This is a genomic window from Natrarchaeobius halalkaliphilus (genome assembly GCF_003841485.1).
Lineage (GTDB): Archaea > Halobacteriota > Halobacteria > Halobacteriales > Natrialbaceae > Natrarchaeobius > Natrarchaeobius halalkaliphilus.
On sequence record NZ_REFY01000002.1, the window covers coordinates 127,566 to 150,514 of the forward strand.

Below are 22,949 nucleotides of genomic sequence, written 5' to 3' on the forward strand. Positions count from 1 at the left end.
TGCGGGAGGGTCGCGTCGACGGCTACGGGGTGCTCGAGGGGAATGAGACGGTTTCCGACCTCGGCGTAACTCGAGAAGACAGCTATTAACCGTCGTCGTGCGAACGCCCGACTATGACACTCTCGAGCGCTCCCGGCAAGGTGTACCTGTTCGGGGAGCACGCGGTCGTCTACGGCGAGCCGGCGGTTCCCTGTGCGATCGAGCGACGGGCTCGGGTCGGCGTCGAGCGACGGAGCGACGGTAAACTGCGCGTTCACGCAGAAGACCTCAGTCTGGACGGGTTTACGGTCGAATACGGCGCTTCGGCCGACGACAGACCCGACGTGGACGTCCAGGAATCGTTGCTGACGGCGGCGACGCAGTACGTCGATAGCGCGATCGAGCAGGTTCGGGAGGTGACCGGCAAAGCGGAGATCGGATTCGACGTGACGATCGAAAGCGACATTCCGCTCGGCGCGGGCCTCGGTTCGTCGGCTGCGGTGGCCGTCGCCGCGATCGACGCCGGGACGCGTGCGCTCGGAACGACGCTCGAGGCCGACGAGCTCGCTGAACGCGCCTACCGTACCGAACACGAGGTACAGGAGGGACAGGCTTCGCGCGCCGATACGTTCTGCTCCGCGACCGGCGGCGCGGTCCGCGTCGAGGGCGACGACTGTCGATCCATCGACGCACCCGATTTGCCGATCGTGATCGGGTTCGACGGCGGTGCGGGCGATACGGGCGAACTCGTCGCTGGCGTCCGGAGGGTTCGCGAGGAGTACGAGTTCGCAGCCGACACGATCGAAGCTATCGGAGACGTGGTCAGAAACGGCGAGGACGCACTCGCTGCCGACGACGTCGAGGAACTCGGCCGGCTGATGAACTTCAACCACGGCCTCCTGTCGGCGCTCGGCGTCTCCTCGAGGTCGCTGGATACGATGACCTGGGCGGCGCGGGACGCGGGTGCGCTGGGGGCAAAGCTGACCGGTGCCGGCGGCGGCGGCTGTATCGTCGCTCTCGACCCGACGCCGGAGACCCAGACAGCGCTGTCGTTTACGCCGGGTTGTGAGGACGCCTTCCGAGCAGCGCTCGCCGACGAGGGGGTCAAACGGCTCGAATGATCGTCCTGAAACTCGGGGGGAGTGCGATCACGGACAAGGACCGTGCGGAAACCCTCGACGGCGAGGCGCTCGAGTCCGCATCCGACGCGATCGCGACCGCACTCGAGGCGTCCGCCGAACCGGGTAACCCGAACCTCGTCATCGTCCACGGCGGCGGGAGCTTCGGTCACGCGAACGCGAGCGACCACGGCGTGACGACGACCGAGGGATCACACGACATCGATGCAGTCCACGACATCCACGGCGCGATGAAGACCCTGAACGGGTTCGTCCTGAGCAGGCTCATCGAGCGCGACGTTCCGGCCGTTCCGGTACATCCGTTTTCGACCGCCTCTCGCGACCAGAGCGGTCGACTCGAGTTGCCGACCGGCCAGGTCGAGACGATGGTGTCCGAGGGGTTCGTTCCGGTTTTGCACGGCGATCTGGTCTCTCACGCCGAACGGGGTGTGACGGTCGTCAGCGGCGACGAACTCGTCGCGGAGCTCGCTCGAGCTCTCGAGGCGGACCGCGTCGGTCTCTGTTCGACCGTTCCCGGCGTCCTCGACGACGACGATGTGGTGATCGAACGGATCACGACGCTGGAGGGGGTCGCGGACGTCCTCGGTGAAAGCGAGTCGACGGACGTAACGGGCGGGATGGCCGCGAAGGTCGCCGCGCTGCTCGACCTCGATGCCGAGGCGACAATTTTCGGTCTCGACGAACTCGAGGCGTTTCTCGCGGGAGAGCGGCCGGGAACGACCGTTTACTGACGCTACAGACCGATCGTGTTTCGCGACGATCGGGAACCGAGGTGGTTTTCCGTGGACGCGAGAAGGTCGCGACAGTGATGCACTCGAGGCGAACACTCCTCCGAACCGGCTGTGCGGTCGGGTTGCTGAGCGTGGCCGGCTGCGCCGCTCCGCGAGCAGGTCTCACGGGACACCGCCGAAACGCCGGCGTTCCCGATCCGGCCGATCCGAGCTACCGCGAGTGGCTGCCGGCCGCCGAGGAAACCGATGCGATCGATCAGGACGTTCCGATCCGGTACGTCGACGTCGAGCGCGCCCTCGAGCGGGGGAATACCCTCTCGAGGGGGGTGGCCGGATCGCTGTTCGAGTTCTGGGCCGTCGGTGACTGGTTTGGCCACGAACTCGCGGCGCTCGATGGAATCCTCGTCCGTAGCGATAGTCCGCTCACCGTGATCTACGCCGGCGATATCTCCCGTCCCGACGCACGGGACGAACTCGAGGAATCGGGCTACGAACACCTCGAGGGCGACGCACCGTGGTCGGTGTTCGTCCGATGGGATCAGCCCCGACTGATCGGCGTCTCGGAGGCGGGCGTCGTCCAGACGTCGATCGACGCGGCGGTCGACGAGCCACTTGACGGTGCACTCGAGCGCGTCGGAACGTTCCTCGAGACGAAAGCGGGGAACCGAACCCGTCGCCACGAAAGCGACGACGTTTTCGAGCGGCTGACCGACCGACTCGGGGCCGGAATCCGCACGACGGTTCCACTCACGCCGCCGCCGTGGCTGCCCGACGGCGGCCGGTGGGGGACGGCCATCGACGGCACCGACGACGGCTCCGTCCGACGAGCAACGGCGGTGGTTCCAGCGAACGGAGACGCGAGTCCGGGCGAGACGGCCGATGCTCGGGAGACGGACGGGGGATCGATCGAAGACGATCTGGCCGAACACATCGGTGAGGCCTGGAGCGGCGATCCGAGCGTCTACACCGCCAGTTCGACGGTCGAGGGAAGTGTTCGACGAGCCCCAGACGAGGCTCCGACGTCGATCGATGAACTGGTCCCACCGCGGGTGACGATCGAGTTCGAGTACGACGACGACGAATCCGCCGGGATCGTCAGCCACCGGACCGGAACCCCCCTCGAGACGGATCGGCTTACGGTCGCCGTCGACGGCCAGACCGGCGAGAGCCTCGCGCTCAGTGGGGAGACCTTCGAGGCCGGGGATCGGTTCGCGATCCGCGGGCTGCCGGCGACCGCGCTGGTTTCGCTCGGATACGATCTCACCGACGTGACTGCGGTAACGATCGCGAGCTTCGTGGGCCCGGGCCAGCCCGCGGATGGCGAAGAACCCGAATCAGAACCGGAACCGGAGCCCGATCCACTGGATACCGAGTGAGACGGTCTGCTGTGAGTTACCGGTTCGATCGCGATCCGTCTGCGGCTGAACCGTAACCCGATCAGCAATCCGTCCGAGCAAATCGATCGGCTCCGACTACCGTTTCGTCCTCGGTCTCGAGGGATTCAGATCCCGTTTTCGAAGGGCGAAGGCCTTGTTCACGACGGGTCGGTGACCCTACCTTCGAGCGGGCGTCGTCCCGATTCTCGGACGGACGACGTCCCAAGGACCACCGTTCGAGTTCGAATCCGCTATTCGAAGAGCAGGCGGTCGAGGACCGGTCGCAGGAACGAGCCGCGGCGGGTCTTCTTCGAGTGGACGAGCAACACCGGCTGGTCGATCGCGGCGGCGAGGCGATCCGAACGCTGTTCGACGACGATATCCGGCAGCCGTCGATGGGTGACCGTACTCAACATAACGATGTCGGATGACTCGAGTTCTCGCGAGAGATCGTCGACCACGTCGGTCGTCCGAACGACTGCGGATTCGACCGGAACGGTACAGAGATCGTCCAGATCGTCGTGGTACTCCTCGATCGTCTCGACCAGCTCGTCGGGTGCGTCCTCGGAGACGGCAAAGATGAACCGAACGCGAGCGTCGAGGATGTCGGCCATCGCGTCGGCCAGTTCGACCTTGAGCGGATCGTTGAACGGACTGCGGTCGGTGACGACTGCGATCTCGTCGACGTCGGTTCGCTGTTCGTGCTGGACGAAGACGACGTCGCAGGGCGCGTGTTCCATGATCCAGTCCGTGTCCCGACCGAAGAGCGTACCGAGACGGCTCGTGGCTTCCTGACGAGCGAGAACGAGATCGGCTCCCGTTCGATCAGCGAAGTTGACGACCGCGTGGCGGGTATCGTGGCTGACGATCTCGCCGACTTCGACCGGAACCTCGAGATAGCGAACCAGCTCGTCGGTTCGGTCTTCGAACTCGAGATCCGCCTCCGAGACGTCCCTGGCGGCGGTGTCGAGTGGTACCTGATCGGGAACCTCGTCGAACCGCACGACTCGGATTCGACCACCTCGGCGGCGAACGATCGGTGCGGCCATCTGGATCAGGGCGTCTTCTTGCTCGCGGCTGACGTCCTGTCGGATCGGGATGAGGACCTCGTAGCGGTCGTCGCGCTCGAGTTGCTCTTCGGTGTCGCGGACGAACTGTTTGCCGGCTTCACGCCGAGCGAGACCTTTGGCGACGCCCTCCCGATCGATTCGATCCTCGGCGTACAGTTTGAACCAGACCAAACCAATGATAACGATGGCGATCGAGCCGACGATCTCGCGGGTTTCCATGTGATAGATGATGAACACGCCCGAGACGATTCCGAACAGCTGTACCCAGGGATAGCCCGGCGTGTGGAAGTCGGGATCGTACCCCTCGAGGTCGCGTTCGCGAAACGCGATCAGGGCACCGCAGACGAGGATGTAGACGAGGATCTGGAACGCGCCGGCCATCTTCGCGATCTCGTCGACCTCCTGTGTTGCGACGATGAAGATGATGATCGCGCCGGTCGTGAGGATCGCGACGGAGGGCGTATTGAATCGCGGGTGGATGTACTCGAATTTCTTCAAGAAAAGGTCGTCACGGCTGAGCGCGAGCGGATAGCGGGATGCGGTCAGGATTCCAGCGTTGGCGGTACTGACGAGTGCGAGCAGCGCGGCGATGATGATCGTCACGACGGCGAGAAAGCCGACCGGGAAACCGCTACCAAAGCCGGGTACTGACATGCTCACCCCGCCGAAGAGTAGCTCGGTTGCGAGAGCCATCGGTTCTTCCGAATCAGCCAGTTGGTCCCCGTCCATCACCCCGACCAGGACGAACACGAGCAGCGCGTAGAGAAAGCTGGTCGCGATCAGCGAGCCGAGGAGTCCGAGCGGCAGGTTCCGCCCGGGATTTTCGATCTCCTCGGCAACGGCCGCGACCTTGGTCACGCCCGCGTACGAAACCAGTACGAGCGCCGTCGCGGTCAGAATCCCGTCGAGTCCATCGTCGAAGAAACCGTCGAAGTTCGCCGCCTCGACCTGGACGATCGAGGCGGCGACGAACCCCGAAAGGATGATCAACATGACGATAACCATGATCAACTGGAGTCCGCCGGTCTGTTTGACTCCGACCAGATTGACGGCGATGAGAACGAGTGCGAACGTGATCCCGAGCGCGCGAACGCCGGGAATCGGCAGCGTCGCGCCGATGGCAGGGATCGCGAGATCCCACGTCGGGAGCGAATAGACGAAGTTGATATAGAACATCCCGCCGTACAGCGCGAGCGATCCCTTGAGCATCAACATGAGCCAGGTCCCGAGACCGGCGATCGTCCCGAACGACGGTCCCAGTCCGCGTTCGATAAAGACGTAGTCTCCGCCGGCTTCCGGCATCGCCGTCCCCAGTTCGGCAATGCTCAACGCCGCCGGAACGACGAGAATCGCCGCGATAACGAACGCGAGGATCACCGCCGGTCCGGCCTCGGCCATCGCGATCCCCGGCAAGATGAAAATGCCGCTCCCGATCATCGCCCCCATGCTGATCGCGATCACGGCGAACAGCCCGAGGTCTCGCTCGAGATCCTTTGTCATTGGGTGGCGCTTTCGAACGGAAGTTTAGAAACCTTCGCATTTCGGAACCGATTGTATCACAACGAGTATGGAAATTAAAACTCAGGCAGTATTGCCCCCTTCTATTGAACATTCAGGCTGTTCCTATCCCCGCTAACACGTTGGCCGAGTGTCCTGACGATCGAATCGGGCCGAAGCGCCGACCAACCCACTGTGTTTTTAACACCCGGGCGTGTAGTGGCGAATAGCGAGACCCGCGGGCAAGTGCGTTCGGACCCACATCGTGGGCTAACGGAGGATTCCTCCGGAGCGCATAGCGGGATGGCCGACGAGCTGTAAGACGCCGGGGCCCACGAACCGGGAGTCCGCGGACCGTTTCGATGAGAGTCCACGACGCGACTTTCAGTGCTACAGAACAATGGAAATAGAAATTGCAACGATAGGCGGATACGAAGAAGTCGGGCGGCAGATGACTGCCGTCCGCGCCGGTGAAGACGTCGTCATCTTCGATATGGGTCTGAACCTGTCACAGGTTCTCATCCACGACAACGTCGAAACCGAGCGGATGCACAGTTTGGACCTGATCGACATGGGTGCGATCCCGGACGACCGCGTCATGTCGGATCTCGAGGGCGACGTTAAGGCGATCGTTCCGACCCACGGTCACTTGGATCACATCGGCGCGATCTCGAAACTCGCACACCGGTACAACGCGCCGGTCGTCGCGACGCCGTTTACGATCGAGCTGGTCAAACAGCAGATCGAGGGCGAACAGAAGTTCGGCGTCGAAAACGACCTGATCAAGATGGACCCCGGCGAGACGATGTCGATCGGTGACTCCGGTAACGTCGATCTCGAGTTCGTCAACGTCACCCACTCGATCATCGACGCGATCAACCCGGTCCTCCACACTCCCGAAGGTGCGATCGTCTACGGACTGGACAAGCGAATGGACCACACTCCGGTCATCGGTGACCCGATCGACATGAAGCGATTCCGCGAGATCGGTCGCGAAGGGGAAGGCGTCCTCTGTTACATCGAGGACTGTACCAACGCGAACAAAAAGGGACGAACGCCCTCCGAAAGCGTCGCTCGCGAACACCTGCGGGACGTCCTCTACAGCATGGAGGATTACGACGGCGGGATCGTCGCTACGACGTTCTCGAGTCACATCGCTCGCGTGAGCAGCCTCGTGGAGTTCGCGAACGACATCGGCCGGCAACCGGTTTTGCTGGGACGGTCGATGGAGAAGTACTCCGGAACCGCAGAGCGCCTCGACTTCGTCGACTTCCCGACCGACCTCGGCATGTTCGGTCATCGAAAATCCGTCGACCGAACGTTCAAACGGATCATGAACGAGGGCAAGGAGAACTTCCTCCCCGTCGTCACGGGCCACCAGGGCGAGCCACGCGCGATGCTCACCCGGATGGCTCGCGGCGAGACGCCGTACGAACTGGACAACGGCGACAAGGTCGTCTTCTCCGCTCGCGTGATCCCCGAGCCGACCAACGAGGGCCAGCGCTACCAGGCCGAAAAACTCCTCGGAATGCAGGGCGCTCGCATCTACGACGAGATCCACGTTTCGGGCCACCTCAACCAGGAAGGCCACTACGAGATGCTCGACGCGCTCCAGCCACAACACATTATTCCGGCACACCAGGACCTCAAAGGCTTCTCGGGGTACGTCAGCCTCTGTGAGAGCGAAGGATACCAGCTGGGTCGAGACGTCCACGTCACGCGAAACGGCAACCTCATCCAGCTCGTCGAGTGATATGACAAGTCCCAAGGCACGGGAAGAAGCGGTGCTCGAGGCGGTCCGAAAGCGCCGTGATCGGGTCAACGCGGCGATTCCCGAGGATCTGCCCATTCAACCGCCAACGCGGCTGTACGAGGCGTCTCGCTATCTACTCGATGCCGGCGGTAAGCGCCTCCGGCCGACCGTCCTGTTAACGACGGCGGAGGCGCTCGCAGACGTTCAGCCGCTCTCGGTCGACTACCGTGGGTTTCCGACTCTGAGTGGCGCGGAGCCGGGATCCGTTTCGAAGATCGATATGATGAACGCCGCCGTCAGCGTCGAGGTTATCCAGTCGTTTACGCTGATCCACGACGACATCATGGACGACGACGACCTCCGCCGTGGTGTCCCCGCCGTTCACAAGGAGTACGACCTCGAGACGGCCATCCTCGCGGGTGATACGCTCTATTCGAAGGCGTTCGAGATCATGCTCGATACGGGTGCAAAGCCCGATCGAACCGTCGACGCACTCGAGGTCCTCGCGACGACCTGTACGAAGATCTGTGAGGGCCAATCCCACGACGTCTCCTTCGAAGAGCGTGATGACGTCTCGACCGAGGACTACCTCGAGATGGTCGAGCAGAAGACCGCCGTCCTCTATGCGGCCTCGGCGTGCCTGCCGGCCATCCTGATGGAGGCCGACGCCGAGACGATCGACGCACTGTACGGCTACGGCCTCGACATCGGCCGCGCGTTCCAGATTCAGGACGACGTCCTCGATCTGACCGTTCCGAGCGAGGAACTCGGCAAACAGCGAGGAAGCGACCTCGTCGAGAACAAACAGACGCTGATTACCGTCCACGCCCGCGACCAGGGCGTCGACGTGGACTCCCTGATCGATACGAACGACGTCGACGCCGTCACGGAAGCCGAAATCGACGACGCGGTCGCAACGCTCGAGGAGACCGGCTCAATCAGCTACGCCAACGAGATGGCGCGAGAACTCGTCGAAGACGGGAAAGCGCGACTCGAGATCCTCCCGGACAACGAGGCACGAGAGCTGCTGTTCGAACTCGCGGATTACCTGATCGAACGGGGCTACTGACCGCTCGTCGATCGATTTTTCGGACCGCCGTCTCTCGAACGGCGGCGTCGACCGTACACAGGGTTTTGATCCGCCGTCTCCGGTTGTTTTCGCCGTCATACGGATTGCTGTAACTGTTTACCGGAGCGACCGCGAGACGGCGCCGGATCGCTCCGGAAATGACTTACAGCAGTCCGTATCAGTCCGGCCCCGTCGAAGTGTACCCTCGAGTCGCCGTCGAAAGCGAGAGCATTCCGATGCCGGCGACGCAGTCGGGACAGTACGACTCTGTGACAGTGCTGTATCGATCGGCGAGTTCGCCGCAGGGGACCGCCCCCACTGTCGTCGGCTCGAGGCCCCGCTTCGTGGGTGGTGGCGGCGGACGAGGCAGCTATCGTCGCAGGGTCGATCCCGCGGGTGTTCGCTCACCAGTCGTGAATCGAATCGCGAGCGCTCGAGAGCGACTGGGCACTCGAGACGCCGTCCGATACCGCAACGGGTTCCCGAAAGCGCGTGCTGGTCGAACGCGATACTGTACCGTCGTGCGAGACCGTTTTGTCTCGGTAGGAGTAACGAAAGCATGGCAGCCAAACTGCGAAGGTTTGTAAGCCACCCGTCCCGGGTGTCTTCAGCAACCGGGGCATTTCGTACGCATGCCCCCGCGTCCAATTTTGGAGCGCGTGGCTTCCATCGTAATAGATGCACTGACTATTACCATGATTACTGGTGTTTGCTGTCGGAAATAGAACTCCGGGGTGGAAGACATCAGAGCAGTCGTTCGACAGAACGGTTTGCACACCCTCTATCAGGCGTGTTCGTCGATCCAGCGACACCATTCGTAGAAATCGTCCGCGCCGCACTGCTCGGCGATCGATCGCATAGTGCCGGTCGGGATATCGTCCTCGGATTTCATCGGGACCGTTACGATACGAACCTCGTCGGTTTCCGGGTGTTCGTACCGGAGTTTCAGGTGACTCCCCGTTCGTCCCGATCGTCGAAACCCGTGGTTTTGCAGGACTTTCGCGATTTCACGGCCAGAAAACGACGTTCGGACCATTCACTTCATAAAGTCAGGGAGCGGTTTGTCGTCCGTCGCGTCGGGATCGAGCCCCCACTCCCTGAGATCGTCGTCAGTAACCGGCTCGCCGCCACCCTCGTGAAGTGCCAGCGCCTCCGCAAGCATCTCGAGCGCTTTAGCTTTCGTCTCACCGAACGACGCAATTCCGGTCTCGAGATCCCTGGCGGTGATACTGCCGTCATCCTCGCGGATGAACTCGACCCCCTCGGATCGGTCGTCTCGAGCCGTACTTGCCATATAATGTACAGTAGTACGAACATGCTGATAAACGTTCGCACCAAAATACCGAGCGATCGATCCCTCGAGTCCCGGCCGACACCGCGGGGGTTTTGGTCCGGGCACGAATACCCACGGCTAATGAACGACGATCTCCGCGAGCGAATCGAGCGCGAGGCCGAAAAACACGCGCTGTTGAACGCCGTCAAACACGAGAGCGACGCCGACGTCGGTGCGATCATGGGACCGTTGATGGGCGAAAACCCCGACTTCCGCCCCCACGGAGACGAGATCCCGGGCGTCATCGGCGGCGTCATCGGTCGGGTCAACGACCTCTCTTACGAGGAAAAGCGCGAGCGACTCGAGAAACTCGCACCCGAAGAACTCGCGGAGATCGAAGCCGAGGACGAAGAAGACGAACACGACCTGCCCGATCTTCCCAACGCCGAGGAGTACGACGAGATCCGGATGCGCTGTGCGCCCAATCCCAACGGCCCGTGGCACGTCGGCCACGCCCGGATGCCCGCCGTCATCGGCACCTACCGCGACCGGTACGACAGCTGGTTTTGCGTCCGTTTTGACGACACCGACCCCGAGACGAAGCGGCCCGATCTCGAGGCCTACGACGCGATCCTCGAGGATCTCGACTACCTCGGCTTCGCACCGGACGAGGTGTACCGCGCGAGCGATCGCCTCGAGACGTACTACGAGCACGCTCGCGAGCTGATCGAGCTGGGCGGAGCCTACACCTGCTCGTGTTCGGGCGAGGCGTTCTCCGAACTGAAAAACGCGGGCGAGGCGTGTCCACACCGGGACAAGGACACCGAGACGGTGCGCTCCGAGTTCGAGGCGATGATCGACGGCGAGTACGAGAGCGGCGAGATGGTCCTGCGCGTGAAGACGGACATCGAGCACAAGAATCCGGCACTACGTGACTGGGTCGCGTTCCGGATGATCGATACGCCTCACCCGCGGGAAGAAGCCAGCGAGTACCGGTGTTGGCCGATGCTCGATTTCCAGTCTGGCGTCGACGATCACCTGCTGGGAATTACGCACATCATCAGGGGAATCGACCTGCAGGACTCCGCGAAGCGACAGCGCTTCGTCTACGACTACTTCGACTGGGAGTACCCCGAGGTCGTCCACTGGGGTCACGTCCAGCTCGACGCCTACGACGTGAAGATGAGTACCTCGACCATCTCGAGGCTGATCGAGGCTGGCGAACTCGACGGCTGGGACGATCCGCGCGCGCCGACGCTCGCGAGCCTTCGTCGGCGCGGAATCCGCGGCGAGGCCATCGTCGACGCGATGGTCGAACTCGGTACCTCGACCAGCGACGTCGACCTCGCGATGAGTTCGATCTACGCGGCCAACCGCGATCTGATCGACGACGAAACCGACCGACGGTTCCTGGTCCGCGACGGCAACCAACTGCCAATCGGCGGGAGTCCACCCGACGAGGCCACCCCGCCGCTTCACCCCAGCCACGAGGACCGCGGCGTCCGCGAGATCCCCGTCGGTGACGCCGTCCTCCTCGAGCCCGAGGACCTTCCCGGGCGCGAGGAGCGCATCTGGCTCAAGGGACTGGGCTGTTTCCAGTACACCCGCGATACGCTCCAGTACACCGGCGAAGGGATCGACGTGGTGCGCGAGGGTGACGTCGACGTCGTCCACTGGGTTCCCGCACGCGAGAGCGTTCCCGTCCGGATGCGGACGATGGACGGCGACGTGACCGGTCGAGCGGAACCCGGCGTTGTCGACCTCGAGACGGACGAGGTCGTCCAGTTCGAACGCGTCGGCTTCGCCCGGGTCGACCGACACGACGACGAAGAGACGATCACCTACTACGCACACCCGTAGCGACGTCACCGGGATCCTCTCGTTACTGTGACTCGAGCGGGACTATCAGTTCCGTCGTTCGGCCGAACCGAGCGTCGACGCCGCCGCGGAGCGACTCGTATCCCCGGGCGGTCGCCGTCACCGGGTGGCGACCGTGCTCCAGGTCGATCTCGAACGATCCGTCGTCGTCGACCGACACCGGTTCGCCGGCGATCCGGACCGACGCCTCGTCGAGTTCGTCGCCGCGCTCGTCGACGACGCGTCCGAGAACGCGACCGGTCCCCGGAATCTCGCGATCGCCCGACTCGAGTTGCACCCAGGCGATTTCGGATCCGTCGGCGTCGACGTACACCGTCTGGGTTCCGTCGGCGTAGCCGGCAGCGTCCGTTACCCGAACGTCCCACCAGCCCTCGCTCACGGCGAACCCGGTGTTCCAGCTACCGGAGTCGGGAATCGCCCCCTCCGGCGCGCTCGCCTCGTAGGTGTCGTCGCCGTAGATCGTCACGTGACACGGGATGGTCGAGCCGCCGTCGACCTCCGTCGCGTAGACCTGTAGCTCGCCGGTCTCGTCGCCCCACTCGCGGTAGAGCGGGACGTCCGCCGATACCGCCTCGCCCGGATCGATCTCGAGTCGCCTCGTTCGTTCGGCGTAACCGTCGGCTCGCACCTCGAGGACGCGCTCGCCGGAGACCGATACGGCAGATCGGTCGGTTCCGTCCGAGTCGGCGGGATCGACCGTCAGCTCGTACTCTCCGTCCTCGTCGGTGGTCGTCGTCGCGTCCCCGAGCGAGACGGTTGCCTCCGCGACCGGATCGTCAAAATCAGTGATCGTCCCCTCGACGAGAGTGTCGTCCGGCTCCGCGGCCGCCGTTGGCGCGGACCCGGCCACACCGAAGAGCGAGAGACCCGCGAGGGCCGTCCGATTCAGGATCGTCCGTCGATTGTACGTCATACAGTGATCACCCGGAATGGGTTCGAACATTCGACCATAGGCTTTCCGGAATCGCCAACGTTAGGCCGCCGAGACCGTCAGGAACGGAAGATAGTCACGCATTCGGACGGGCGGAAGGTGTCTCTCTCGCAACCGGCCTCTCGAACGTACTCTCTCGTCGTCGATTCCCTACAAACGGAATTTTCAGGCTTATTCTCCCAATACTTCGAAAATCAAAGTGACTTTGGAAATCGAAGTTGTGGCCGAACTCCAGACGTCGACGGACGCGAGGTTCGAGAAGCGACGCTACTCGAGCAACTCGTCGGCGCTGTCGGCGAGGGGATCGGCAACCACGCCGTCCGTTCGCCCGAGAACGCGGGCGTGAGCGGCGCAGACCCGCCGGTTATCCGTCCAGGGGATGTGAAGTTCGACGACCGCGGGGCGATCGCAGTCGTCCTCCGCACAGTCCATACTGGTTCGAACGCGGGCCGAGAGTTCAGTGTTTCCCCGAGAGCGGTCTAGAACAGGACGACGGCGACGGCGAACCCGAACAGGATCGAGAGGGTCAACAGGAACTGTACGGCCGTGGAGGCGAGAACGCCGACCGTCGCGTACAGCGCGGACTGAGTGCTGTGATCGATATCGCCGCCGCGGGCGTACTCGAGGACGAAGACGGTGCCAAAGAGTCCGACGAGCAATCCGAGCGGTCCGGTGACGATCATGAGCGCGATTCCAACGACTGCGGCGCTGCCGGTGGTCGTCCAGGACGCGCCGCCCGCCCGCGCGGCGATCGACCCGCCGACGAACTCCGCGAGCAACGTCATCACGCCGAGGGCCGTGAGAACGGCGAGTGCCACCGTCCCGGGATCGGTGTAGCCCGAGTGCCACCAGTAGAGGTAGAGCCCCGATAGCGAGAACAATCCGCCGGGTACGAGCGGAATCAGCGTCCCGACGATGCCCGCCACGAGCAGCGCGACCGCGAGGATCGTGACCGCGTCGATCATACGCTCGGTTGCCCCCTCGCGGTCAAAGCCGTATCGCCTTCGAGTTGCTCGAGAAACATCGAAACCGCTATCCTCCTCCTCCGTCTGCGACCGAACTGTGAGCAAATGACACGGGGAGCGATCGTCGTCGGCGCGTCCTCGGGAATCGGTGAGGCGCTGGCCCGAGCGCTCGCGGCGGAGGGCTACGAGGTCGGGATGGCGGCCCGTCGGCGAGAGCGGATGAAACGGATCGGTGCCGAGTTACCGACCCACACCGCGGTGGCGAAGATGGACGTTTCGGACCCCGAAGACGCCCGTGACGCGTTTGAAGATCTCGCAGCGGCGATGACGTCGATCGATCTGGTCGTCATCAGTGCCGGCGTCGGTCATCTGAACCGGGGCCTCGAGTGGGAACCCGACCGGGAGACGATCGACGTCAACGTTCGCGGGTTCACGGCGATCGCGACCGCGGCGATGGCGCACTTCGAGACCCAGGGCGGCGGCCACCTGGTCGGCATCTCCTCTGTGGGGGCGGTCTTCGGCAATCCCGGCGCGCCGGCCTACAGCGCCTCGAAAGCGTTCGTCTCGACCTACCTCGAGGGGCTTCGCGGCCGACAGGCCGATCGGGAGGCGGACGTGACGATCACGACCGTCGAACCCGGGTTCGTCGACACCGAGATGGCGATGGGCGACGACCTGTTCTGGATGGCATCCCCCGAAACGGCGGCGAGCCAGATTGTCCGTGCGATCCGGCGCGAGCGCGACCACGTCTACGTCACGCGGCGGTGGCGACTCGTCGCCTGGTTCCTGAAAGCGACACCCGATCGGCTCTTGCGACGGGCGCTTTCCTGACCACAGCGAGAGCGTGTTTGCGATCACGGCGACGGTCTCGCCCGTCAGTTCTCCGACGAACCCGTCCGGTCGAACCGATCGCGGACCGCAAGCGCCGTCTTCGTTCCGTACCGGTCGACTAAGGGACGGAACGCCTCGCCCAGCGCACGCATACACTGTCCCCGTGACTGGTACCCGAGGCGGTCCGCGACGGCCGACGGGTCTCGCCCCTGGAGGGCGCGCAGGACGAGAAGCCGTTCTTCGCGGTCGCACAGTCGAATCTCGTCCGGATCGTCGAGAAAGTACCGTACTGCGAGTCGACGAAACGGGCGGGGAGCCACCTCGAACAGTCCCGGACCGTAGGCCGCGCCGGCGACGACGCGCCACTCGTAGTCGGTCAGATCGATCCCGGGAGTCACGTCGCCGCCGACGCTTCGCAACGCCTCGCGAGCCACGTCGGCCTCGAGGTCGGAAAGCGCATCGAGACACTGCGAGGGGACCCGTCGGACGAACTGCTCGGCGTGTCGATCGGACAGTTCCCGGCCGGCCTCGCTCGTCGGGGAGAGCATGAGTGCCGAGTACTCGCCACTGGCATCGTTTCTAGTCGTCGAGACGTGGACCGTCCGGTAGCCGTTCTCGCGCCAGAACGCGAGCAGCTCCGGCGTCGCGCCGAACCCGGTTCCGAGCCAGTCGATCGCATCGGCCGCGGTGAACTCCCGACGAATTCGCTCGAGTAACGTCGATCCCAGCCCCCGCGAGCGAACGGCGTGGTGGGTCGCGATGCGAACGATTCGGACGCCGGCCGGCTCGCCAGCGTCCTCGTCCCGGAGCTGGCTCGCGAGCACGTCCGGAAGCATGTTCCCCCGAACCCGCCCGCCCTCGTACATCATCGCCCGCGTCTCACTCGAGAGGCGTCCCTCCCGAGCGAGCAAGGCGACGCTCACGACGTGGCCGTCCTGAACCAGCGCGCGCGTCTCGAGGTTGGGGGCGTCCAACAGCCGGGCCAGATCGTTCGGCTCGGTGCGGTAATGTGCGAGCACGAGCAGTCCGAACAGCTCCCGCAGGAGGCGTTCGTCCGCGAGCAGGTCGTCGGGCTCGAGACGGCGGTAGGTCACGGAGTCGGGCGTCGCCCCCGCGACGAGCGAGTCGACCGCGGGTCGCGCGTCGAGGAGCAGGGCACGAAACGCCCACACCTCGATCGGATCGCCTCCGGCGTACCGGATCGGCTCGGTGAGCGTGCAGTCGGTGACTGCGTGATCGCTTTCGGCCAGTCGATCCCGAAAGCGAACCGAAAACCCTCTGCCCGCCCCCTCGTAGCCGTGGATGGTGGTCGCGAACGCGACGGCGTCGGCCGAAAGCAGCGACTCGAGCCGGGGGACGGGGAGCGCGGCCGCCTCGTCGACGATGACGATATCCGCCGTCTCGAGTTCCTCGATCGCCGCGGCCGCCTCGAGAAATCGAACACACCCGCCGGCGGTCGTCTCGAGTCGCCGGTCGCGGTCGATCGTCGTCGCCTCGAGCGTCTCGCAGAGTTCTCGTGTCCGCTCGAACACCTCGCGGGCGTTTCGCCAGCCCGGCGCGGTGACGAGCACGTCCGCGCCGTCTGCGGCGAGCGCTCCCGCGGCCAGCCCCGCGGCGCTGGATTTGCCGCGGCCGCGGTCGGCCTCGAGCACGACCGCGCGTTTCCCCCCTTCGTCGTCGGCCGCCACGAGCGATTCGAACGCCCCGACGGCCTCGAGCTGGTCGCCACTCAAACAGGCGTCGGCAACGTCGAGCGGAAACCGCTCGAGCACCGGCCGCGCCCCGATCGCTTGCTCGGAGTCCGTCGGTCCGTTCGAATGGGTCGTCCAGCGCGGTGGCGGGTTCGTCACCCCCGTCGACCCGACCGTGCCCGCATCGACGTCGACGATGGCGATTCCACGGTGCTCCCGCAGGGTGTCGACGAGCCGGCCTCGAAAGCGGCCGGTGACGTCCGCGATCGAGAACGGCGGAACCGCAAGCGACTCGTCGAACTCGCCGTGATGGTCCGGCCAGTCCTCGAGCGCCGGCGTCAGGAGAACGAGGAGGCCGCCGCCGTCGACCGCGCCGACGACCGACCCGAGCGCGTTCGGGCGCAATCCCCCGTGAGCGTCGAGCGCTACCACCGTTCGCGTCGTTCCGAGAAGCTCACCCGCGTTCGCCTGTCGCCGGTGTTCACACCGGAGTCGGTCGTCGGGTCCGACGAGCGTCGTCGCCGTGATCCCGACCGGCAGCGCCTCGAGGACGGCCTCGAGGGAATCGTAGCCACGGCTTCGATCGCCCGCGAGCACCAGCAGTCGGCGTTCGTCGTGCGCCGTCGCCTCCTCGAAGAGCGTCTCTGAGAGCGCAACGAGATCGGCGGTCATACGACATATCGGGTGACCCCGAAGTAATAGCTTGATCGTTGGACCCGGCTGTGTGCGGGCCGGCACGGATCGCCATCTCTCCGTGCGCCTCCATCCCACGGCCTCGTGCGTTTGAACACGCTTTTAAGGGGGGCAACGCTACTCCGTACTACACCCTACGCGGGGTTGATGATGCTCCTAGCCTCACAGGACTTCCGCCGACGCGTACTCGGCCCGGGACCCAGCCCGGACGGCAGGGGAGTGCGAGCCCGCGCGTAGGAGAAGGTGAACAACCAATGTCAGTCTACGTAACAACCGATATCCCAGCCGACCTCGCAGACGATGCCCTCGAGGCGCTCGAGGTCGCTCGAGATACAGGACGAGTAAAGAAAGGAACGAACGAAACCACGAAGGCGATCGAGCGCGGCAACGCCAATATCGTCTACGTCGCAGAGGACGTCTCGCCCGAGGAGATCGTCATGCATCTCCCGGAGCTCGCGGACGAAAAGGGCATTCCCGTGGTCTTCATCGAGACCCAGGACGACGTCGGCCACGCCGCTGGCCTCGAGGTCGGCTCGGCCGCCGCGGCGATCGTCGACTCCGGAGAGGCGTCCGGTGACGTCGAGGACATCGCCGACAAGGTCGAGGACCTCGACTGAGGTGACCGAGAATGAGTGCTGAAGAGGAAGAAAGCAGCTCCACGCCCGCCGAGGTCATCGAGATCGTCGGCAAGACCGGCATGCACGGCGAAGCCATGCAGGTCAAATGCCGAATCAAGGAGGGCGAAAATCAGGGACGTATCATCACCAGAAACTGCCTCGGACCGGTCCGCGAAGGGGACGTACTCCAGCTTCGCGAGACCGCTCGCGAGGCCGATTCCATCGGAGGACAATAGCACAATGGTCGAGAAACGAACCTGTGACTACACCGGGGAAGACATCGAGCCCGGAACGGGCATCATGTACGTCCGTAACAACGGCACCGTGCTCCACTTCGTCGACTCGAAGGCGGAGAAAAACTACAAGCTCGGACGCGAACCCCGCGATCTCGAGTGGACCGCGCAGGGACGCGCCAGCAAGGGTCCAACCGAGGTCGAGACGGAACCCGACGCGGACGAAAAAGAGGAAGACGCCGACGAGGACGAAGACCTCGAGGCAGACGACGAGCCAGCGGAGTCCGAGACGGCCGACGACGAGGACGAAGCAGTCGACTCCGACGTTGACGCCGACGACTCCGACGCTGACGCTGATGCTGATACCGAGAGCGACGAAGCAGTCGAACCCGACGCCGAAGACGAGGCTGAAGACGAACAATGAGCGGGCACGAACGAACCTTCGTGATGGTGAAGCCGGACGCGTTCGCACGCGGGCTCGTGGGCGAAGTCGTCTCCCGACTCGAGGAACGCGGCCTCAAACTCGTCGCAATCAAAGTCGAGAACATGCCTCGCGAACGCGCCGAGGAACACTACGGCGAACACGAGGACAAGCCGTTCTACGACGACCTCGTCGAGTTCATCACCTCCGGACCCGTCGTTCCGATGGTCTGGGAGGGACAGGACGCGACTCGACAGGTCCGGCAGATGATCGGTGAAACGGACCCGCTCGAGGCCGAACCCGGAACGATCCGAGGTGACTACGCACTCGACCTCGGGCGAAACGTCGTCCACGCGGCCGACCACGAGGACGAGGGCGCGAACGAACGGGAAATAGGACTCCACTTCGACGACGACGAACTGGTCGACTACGACCAGCACGACACCGGCTGGCTCTACGAGTAATCCTCCACAGCAGATCGTGTTGGATTTAACACACGTACTATTCTAGGTAGACGTAACATCTAATGTGTCGGCTGCAGTAGAGGGCGCTGGTGGTTTCGAATGGTAACTCACGGTAGGTGGTCCCTGAATGCGTGAAACGAAGCGGGAATCAGCGACACTCCGTGCCGAGATGACCCCGTCGTTAGACCTCGTTTTTGACCTCCTTTCGAACCGTCGCCGCCGATACGCGTTATACTGTCTGTACGATCAACCCGACGACGCCGCCACGATCGAGGACGTTACGGAGACCGTCGTCTCGCTCGAAACGCGAGACACCGGTCCCGAACCGAGGTCGGAAATCGACGAGCAGAAACGACAGATTCGGACGGAGCTCCAGCACGTCCACCTGCCGAAACTCGAGAATGCCGGCGTGCTCGAACACGACCAGCGAAGCGGGACGGTTCGGTACTGGACCCAGCCGACGCTCGAGGAATGGCTCGAGCACGCACGGCACAAGGAGCTGATCTAAACCGTTCTCCGGGCGGAAGATGACTGACTCGTCGTCGAGAGACAGCTGGCACCGTCGCTGGTCCCGGGCCGCACAGTCCGAACCCCGTGACGAGGTACCCTCATCCGGAAACCGGTGAACGGGACCGCCGGACGTCGGGCGATATCGATCCGAGACGGCCTTCACAGCCGGTCACGCGAGGAATCGGAATCGTGTGGCGTTCGCTACCGTCGAATCGATCGGACTCGAAACGTGAACATCGTTTCGAAATAACTTTTTGCTCGCTTTCGAAAGAGTCGTCGTGAACCAGGATCGACGTCAGTTCTGGGCTCTCTATTTCACCCGATTTGCCGAGGGCTTTGGATTTATCACGCTGGTAACGCTGCTGCCGTACTACATCAACACGCTTCAGCCGACTGACACGACCGTCCTCGGGCTGACGATCAGTGCGGGCCTCATCGTTGGCCTGTACACGACGGGCTTTACCTTCGCCCAGACCGTCGCGGTTATTCCGCTGGCCTGGGCCGGCGACCGCTTCGACAAACGGACCGTGTTGCTCGCCGTTCTCGGGGCTGGTGCCGGGGTGTATGCACTGTTTCCCGTCGTCGACTCGAGCGCCTCGTTCATCCTCATCCGGGCGCTCCAGGGAGTCATCATCACCGGCGCGGGACTGATGAGCCTCTCGCTCGTGGGCCAGATCGCCGCGACCGGAACGCGTGCGAATTTTATTGGGAAGTCAAACGCGGCGTACTTCGCGGCGTCAATCGTCGGGAGTCTCAGTGCGGGCGCACTCTACGAAGCGTTCGGTTTCGGGCCGATCTTTGCGATCATCGTCTGTATCACGATCGTCGCCTGGCTCGCGGTGGGTCGCTACCTCGAGGCCGACGAAACCCGTGTCTACGGATTTCCGTTCAGCGAACTCGCACTCAACAGCCGTATTCTGACGCTCTCGAGTTTCAGGCTCCAGTACGCGTTTTCGGTGACGCTCGTTCGAACGTGGATTCCGATCTTTGCGGGCGTCTCCGCGGCACAGGGTGGACTGGCCTACGGCGGCCTCGCCGTTGCACTGACCGTCGTCGCAGAGAAGTTCACGAACATGTGCTGTCAGCCCTTTACCGGTCGACTGTCCGACGGTTACGGACGGGCGCTGTTCATCTTCGCCGGTGGCGGAGCGTACGGACTGATCGCGCTGGGCGTCCCGTTTTCGTCCGCCATCGGGGCCGCGCTCTCGCTTCCGTCGTCGATCGTCGTCTCTCTTCCCGACGTTCTCGTTGGCGCGTCGCTCCCCGCGGTGGTTTCCGCCGAGACGATTCCGGCACAGCTTACGCTTCTCGGAGACGTCTCACCCGCCTTCTTCCCGCTCATCGCGCTCTCGGGCCTGCTCGGAATCGCGGACAGTTTCCGCGAACCGGCGAGTATGGCGCTGTTTGCCGACGAAGGAACCGAAGAAGGCGGCGTCGCAGCGAGTTTCGGCATCCGAGATCTCGTCTGGCGGCCCGGAAGCGTCATCGCGCCCTTGCTCGGCGGCTGGCTGATGTACGAGGTAGGGATGGAGTCGGTCTTCTTCGTCGGCGGAGCGTTCGCACTCACGGGAGCCATCTCGTTTCTCATCATTCTCATCTGGTTACACGGCAGGCGTGCACTGATCCAGTGGTGATCGCACGGCGGCCGCTCTCTCGTGCGGATTCGTGGCATACGATCGCGGTGTCGCTGTCGCGTTCGTCACCGCTCTCGTCTCGACGAATAATCGGAACGGAGTCTTTATTATCCCACAAGGAATTCGAAAATATGTGTCACAAATCCGTATCGTCGACTCTCTGATCGGCCAAGACACTGAAATACGGGCTTCGCAAAGTAGTTCTTGACTGCCGGCGATGCACTCACCGAACACCGACGCTTGGGGAGAGACGGGCGAGTGGTCAGCGCCGTCAGCGGCTGGTGAGAGCACGTGACGCGGAGATCGATTCCCGTCGTCGATCGCGTCACTGATGCCTTCTTTGCGCTCGATACGGACTTTCGATTCACGTACGTCAACGACCGCGCCGAAACCCTGTTGAAACGCTCTCGAGGCGAACTGATCGGTCGAGTGATGTGGGACGAGTTCCCACAGACCGTCGAAACGCAGTTTCCAGACGGCTTCCACCGGGCGATGGACGAACAGGTTCCCGTCTCGTTCGAACTCTATCACGCCCAGCTCGAGACCTGGTTCGAAGCCCGGGCCTATCCCGCCGAATCCGGGCTTTCGGTCTACATGCGCGACGTTACCGAGCGAAAGCGCCAGGAGACGACGATCGCACAGCACGCAGCAGTCGTCGAGGCCGTCCACGACGGCGTCGTTACGCTCGACCGAAACCGAGAGATCGTCACGGTCAATACCGCGATGGAGTCGCTTCTCGGCGTCGATCGCGAGGAGATCATCGGGGAGCACATCGAGATCCTTCCGGAACGAGCCGCGATCGACGATTCGGACGCCGTCGAGATCGGACGCGCGATCACCGACGTCGATATCGGAAGCGCAGAGGCGCGCCAGATCGACGTTCCGTTCACCGACGCCGACGGCGTCGACCGAATGGGGGAGTTTCAGTTCGTTCCGATCGAAGACGATACGGCGACCGTCGCAGGCGTCGTCCGCGACGTCACCGACCAACACGAGTACGAACGCGTGGCGGCATCGCTCCACGAGGTCACACGGTGGCTCCTAGAGTCCGACGACCCTCAAGAGATCTGTGCCATCGCCGTCCACGCCGGGAGCGATCTGCTGGATCTGCCGATCAGCGGTGCTTGGCTGCTCGACGAGGAACACGGCTATCTCGACCCCGTCGCGGGAACCGCCGGCGCGCACGACGAGTTCGGCGGTCTCCCTCGATTTCATCCGAACGACGGCCTCGCCTGGGACGTTTTCGAAGCCGGGTCGACCAGACGGTTCGACGATCTGGAATCCGTCGACGGAACGTACAATCCGGGGACGCCGGTTCGCTCGGAGATCATCGCGCCGATCGGCACCCACGGCGTCTTGATGACGGGCTCGCTCGAGCCACACCAGTTCGACGACACCGACGTCGAGTTAGTTTCGACGCTCACCGAGAACACGCGCGCCGCACTCGATCGAGCGAACCGCGAGAGCGTCCTCCACGAGCGAACGGCCGAACTCGAACGCCAGACCGAGCGCCTCGAAGGGGTGGCAAACGTGCTCTCGACCGATCTCAAACGACAGCTCGAGTCGGTTTCCGACGCGCTCGAGGACGATCCGGGCGAAAGTTGGGAGTTCCCGCTGGCGAACGATTCGGTCGAACCGACGCTCGATCGCATCGAACGTCTGGTCGACGACGTCCGGGAGTTCGCTCGCAACGCCTCCACCGTCCGTTCTCGCAGTCGAGTTCAGCTAGACCGTGTGATCGAAGAAGCGGCCGAAGCGTCCCGATTCGACGACCGCCACGTCTTCGTCGAGGAACCCTCGACGCTCAGGGCTGATCCCGATCGTCTCATCTATCTCCTCGAGACGGCGTTCGACGATATCGCTGCTCGAGCCGACGGAGCCGACGTCACGGTTCGCGTCGGGTTGATGGGAATCGACGGTGATGACTGGCCGCGTGGCTTTTTCCTGGCCGACGACGCGTCCGAGACGCCGCCACCCGCAACCGATCGGCTGTTCGATCCGACAGCGGATTACGAGACGGCAATCGGCGGCCTCGGACTCACGCTGGTCCGGGCAATCGCCGAGGCACACGACTGGCAGATGGTGGTTCGATCGCCGGAAAACGCCGAGACCGAGACGCGGATCGAAATCAGGGACGTGACCACGATCGAGGCGGTCGAGGGAGGATAGCGTCGGACGTGACCACGATCGAGGC

General features: G+C 63.8%; 21 protein-coding genes. 14 read left to right on the top strand and 7 right to left on the bottom strand.

The window, feature by feature from the left end:
* The first annotated feature begins 113 nt into the window (after positions 1 to 113).
* The 3 genes from mvk (at position 114) to EA462_RS04175 (ending at position 3,225) form a co-directional block, all read left to right on the top strand.
* Complete coding sequence (gene mvk / locus EA462_RS04165) at positions 114 to 1,100, top strand: mevalonate kinase (RefSeq protein ID WP_124177316.1); 987 nt, start codon at positions 114 to 116, stop codon at positions 1,098 to 1,100.
* The gene (locus EA462_RS04170) at positions 1,097 to 1,849 is read left to right on the top strand and encodes an isopentenyl phosphate kinase (protein WP_124177317.1); all 753 of its coding nucleotides are present in this window, start codon (positions 1,097 to 1,099) and stop codon (positions 1,847 to 1,849) included. Before mvk ends, EA462_RS04170 begins: the two co-directional genes overlap by 4 nt.
* Before the next feature lie 77 nt (positions 1,850 to 1,926).
* Positions 1,927 to 3,225: a hypothetical protein gene (locus EA462_RS04175; RefSeq protein ID WP_124177318.1), complete on the top strand. Its 1,299-nt coding sequence runs from the start codon at positions 1,927 to 1,929 to the stop codon at positions 3,223 to 3,225.
* Between the two features lie 251 nt (positions 3,226 to 3,476).
* Here EA462_RS04175 and EA462_RS04180 read toward each other — a convergent pair whose 3' ends face one another.
* Positions 3,477 to 5,795 (bottom strand): APC family permease, encoded by a 2,319-nt coding sequence (locus EA462_RS04180; RefSeq protein WP_124177319.1) that lies wholly within the window; start codon positions 5,793 to 5,795, stop codon positions 3,477 to 3,479.
* 397 nt (positions 5,796 to 6,192) lie between these two features.
* Between EA462_RS04180 and EA462_RS04185 the strand changes: the two genes are divergently transcribed.
* Complete coding sequence (locus EA462_RS04185; protein ID WP_124177320.1) at positions 6,193 to 7,545, top strand: ribonuclease J; 1,353 nt, start codon at positions 6,193 to 6,195, stop codon at positions 7,543 to 7,545.
* 1 nt (position 7,546) lies between these two features.
* Complete coding sequence (idsA3, locus tag EA462_RS04190; protein WP_124177321.1) at positions 7,547 to 8,614, top strand: geranylfarnesyl diphosphate synthase; 1,068 nt, start codon at positions 7,547 to 7,549, stop codon at positions 8,612 to 8,614.
* A 784-nt stretch (positions 8,615 to 9,398) separates the two neighbouring features.
* On the opposite strand, the gene EA462_RS04195 is transcribed toward idsA3, so the two are convergent.
* Both EA462_RS04195 and EA462_RS04200 read right to left on the bottom strand, forming a co-directional pair.
* Entirely contained in the window at positions 9,399 to 9,650 is a 252-nt protein-coding gene (locus EA462_RS04195; protein ID WP_124177322.1) for a type II toxin-antitoxin system HicA family toxin, read from the bottom strand.
* A complete protein-coding gene (locus EA462_RS04200; protein ID WP_124177323.1) occupies positions 9,651 to 9,908 on the bottom strand; it encodes a type II toxin-antitoxin system HicB family antitoxin in 258 nt (85 codons plus the stop codon).
* 120 nt (positions 9,909 to 10,028) lie between these two features.
* Here EA462_RS04200 and EA462_RS04205 point away from each other — a divergent pair, with 120 nt between their 5' ends.
* Positions 10,029 to 11,747, top strand: a complete 1,719-nt coding sequence (locus tag EA462_RS04205) for a glutamate--tRNA ligase (protein WP_124177324.1) — start codon at positions 10,029 to 10,031, stop codon at positions 11,745 to 11,747.
* Positions 11,748 to 11,769: 22 nt separating this feature from the next.
* Here EA462_RS04205 and EA462_RS04210 read toward each other — a convergent pair whose 3' ends face one another.
* The 3 genes from EA462_RS04210 to EA462_RS04215 all read right to left on the bottom strand — a co-directional run bounded on the left by EA462_RS04210 (position 11,770) and on the right by EA462_RS04215 (position 13,661).
* Entirely contained in the window at positions 11,770 to 12,678 is a 909-nt protein-coding gene (locus EA462_RS04210) for a carboxypeptidase-like regulatory domain-containing protein (RefSeq protein WP_165872015.1), read from the bottom strand.
* Between the two features lie 285 nt (positions 12,679 to 12,963).
* Positions 12,964 to 13,128, bottom strand: coding sequence for a hypothetical protein (locus tag EA462_RS17185; protein ID WP_165872016.1), 165 nt, complete (start codon positions 13,126 to 13,128; stop codon positions 12,964 to 12,966).
* A gap of 47 nt (positions 13,129 to 13,175) precedes the next feature.
* Positions 13,176 to 13,661: a DUF456 domain-containing protein gene (locus tag EA462_RS04215; RefSeq protein WP_124177326.1), complete on the bottom strand. Its 486-nt coding sequence runs from the start codon at positions 13,659 to 13,661 to the stop codon at positions 13,176 to 13,178.
* Positions 13,662 to 13,766: 105 nt separating this feature from the next.
* Between EA462_RS04215 and EA462_RS04220 the strand changes: the two genes are divergently transcribed.
* The gene (locus EA462_RS04220; RefSeq protein ID WP_124177327.1) at positions 13,767 to 14,492 is read left to right on the top strand and encodes an SDR family NAD(P)-dependent oxidoreductase; all 726 of its coding nucleotides are present in this window, start codon (positions 13,767 to 13,769) and stop codon (positions 14,490 to 14,492) included.
* 44 nt (positions 14,493 to 14,536) lie between these two features.
* Here the strand turns inward: EA462_RS04220 and tmcA are convergent, their stop codons facing one another.
* On the bottom strand, positions 14,537 to 16,855 hold the full coding sequence (gene tmcA, locus EA462_RS04225; RefSeq protein WP_124177328.1) for a tRNA(Met) cytidine acetyltransferase TmcA: 2,319 nt from the start codon (positions 16,853 to 16,855) through the stop codon (positions 14,537 to 14,539).
* Between the two features lie 275 nt (positions 16,856 to 17,130).
* On the opposite strand from tmcA, the gene rpl7ae reads away from it, so the two are divergent.
* The 7 genes from rpl7ae to EA462_RS04265 all read left to right on the top strand — a co-directional run bounded on the left by rpl7ae (position 17,131) and on the right by EA462_RS04265 (position 22,924).
* Positions 17,131 to 17,493 (top strand): 50S ribosomal protein L7Ae, encoded by a 363-nt coding sequence (rpl7ae, locus tag EA462_RS04235; protein WP_124177329.1) that lies wholly within the window; start codon positions 17,131 to 17,133, stop codon positions 17,491 to 17,493.
* A gap of 11 nt (positions 17,494 to 17,504) precedes the next feature.
* Positions 17,505 to 17,729 (top strand): 30S ribosomal protein S28e, encoded by a 225-nt coding sequence (locus tag EA462_RS04240; RefSeq protein ID WP_124177330.1) that lies wholly within the window; start codon positions 17,505 to 17,507, stop codon positions 17,727 to 17,729.
* Positions 17,730 to 17,733: 4 nt separating this feature from the next.
* Positions 17,734 to 18,150 (top strand): 50S ribosomal protein L24e, encoded by a 417-nt coding sequence (locus EA462_RS04245; RefSeq protein ID WP_124177331.1) that lies wholly within the window; start codon positions 17,734 to 17,736, stop codon positions 18,148 to 18,150.
* Positions 18,147 to 18,611, top strand: a complete 465-nt coding sequence (gene ndk, locus EA462_RS04250) for a nucleoside-diphosphate kinase (protein WP_124177332.1) — start codon at positions 18,147 to 18,149, stop codon at positions 18,609 to 18,611. The genes EA462_RS04245 and ndk overlap by 4 nt, the downstream gene beginning before the upstream one ends.
* Positions 18,612 to 18,738: 127 nt before the next feature.
* The gene (locus tag EA462_RS04255) at positions 18,739 to 19,119 is read left to right on the top strand and encodes a DUF7344 domain-containing protein (RefSeq protein ID WP_124177333.1); all 381 of its coding nucleotides are present in this window, start codon (positions 18,739 to 18,741) and stop codon (positions 19,117 to 19,119) included.
* Positions 19,120 to 19,399: 280 nt separating this feature from the next.
* The gene (locus tag EA462_RS04260; RefSeq protein ID WP_124177334.1) at positions 19,400 to 20,755 is read left to right on the top strand and encodes an MFS transporter; all 1,356 of its coding nucleotides are present in this window, start codon (positions 19,400 to 19,402) and stop codon (positions 20,753 to 20,755) included.
* A gap of 291 nt (positions 20,756 to 21,046) precedes the next feature.
* On the top strand, positions 21,047 to 22,924 hold the full coding sequence (locus EA462_RS04265; protein ID WP_124177335.1) for a sensor histidine kinase: 1,878 nt from the start codon (positions 21,047 to 21,049) through the stop codon (positions 22,922 to 22,924).
* Positions 22,925 to 22,949 lie beyond the last annotated feature (25 nt).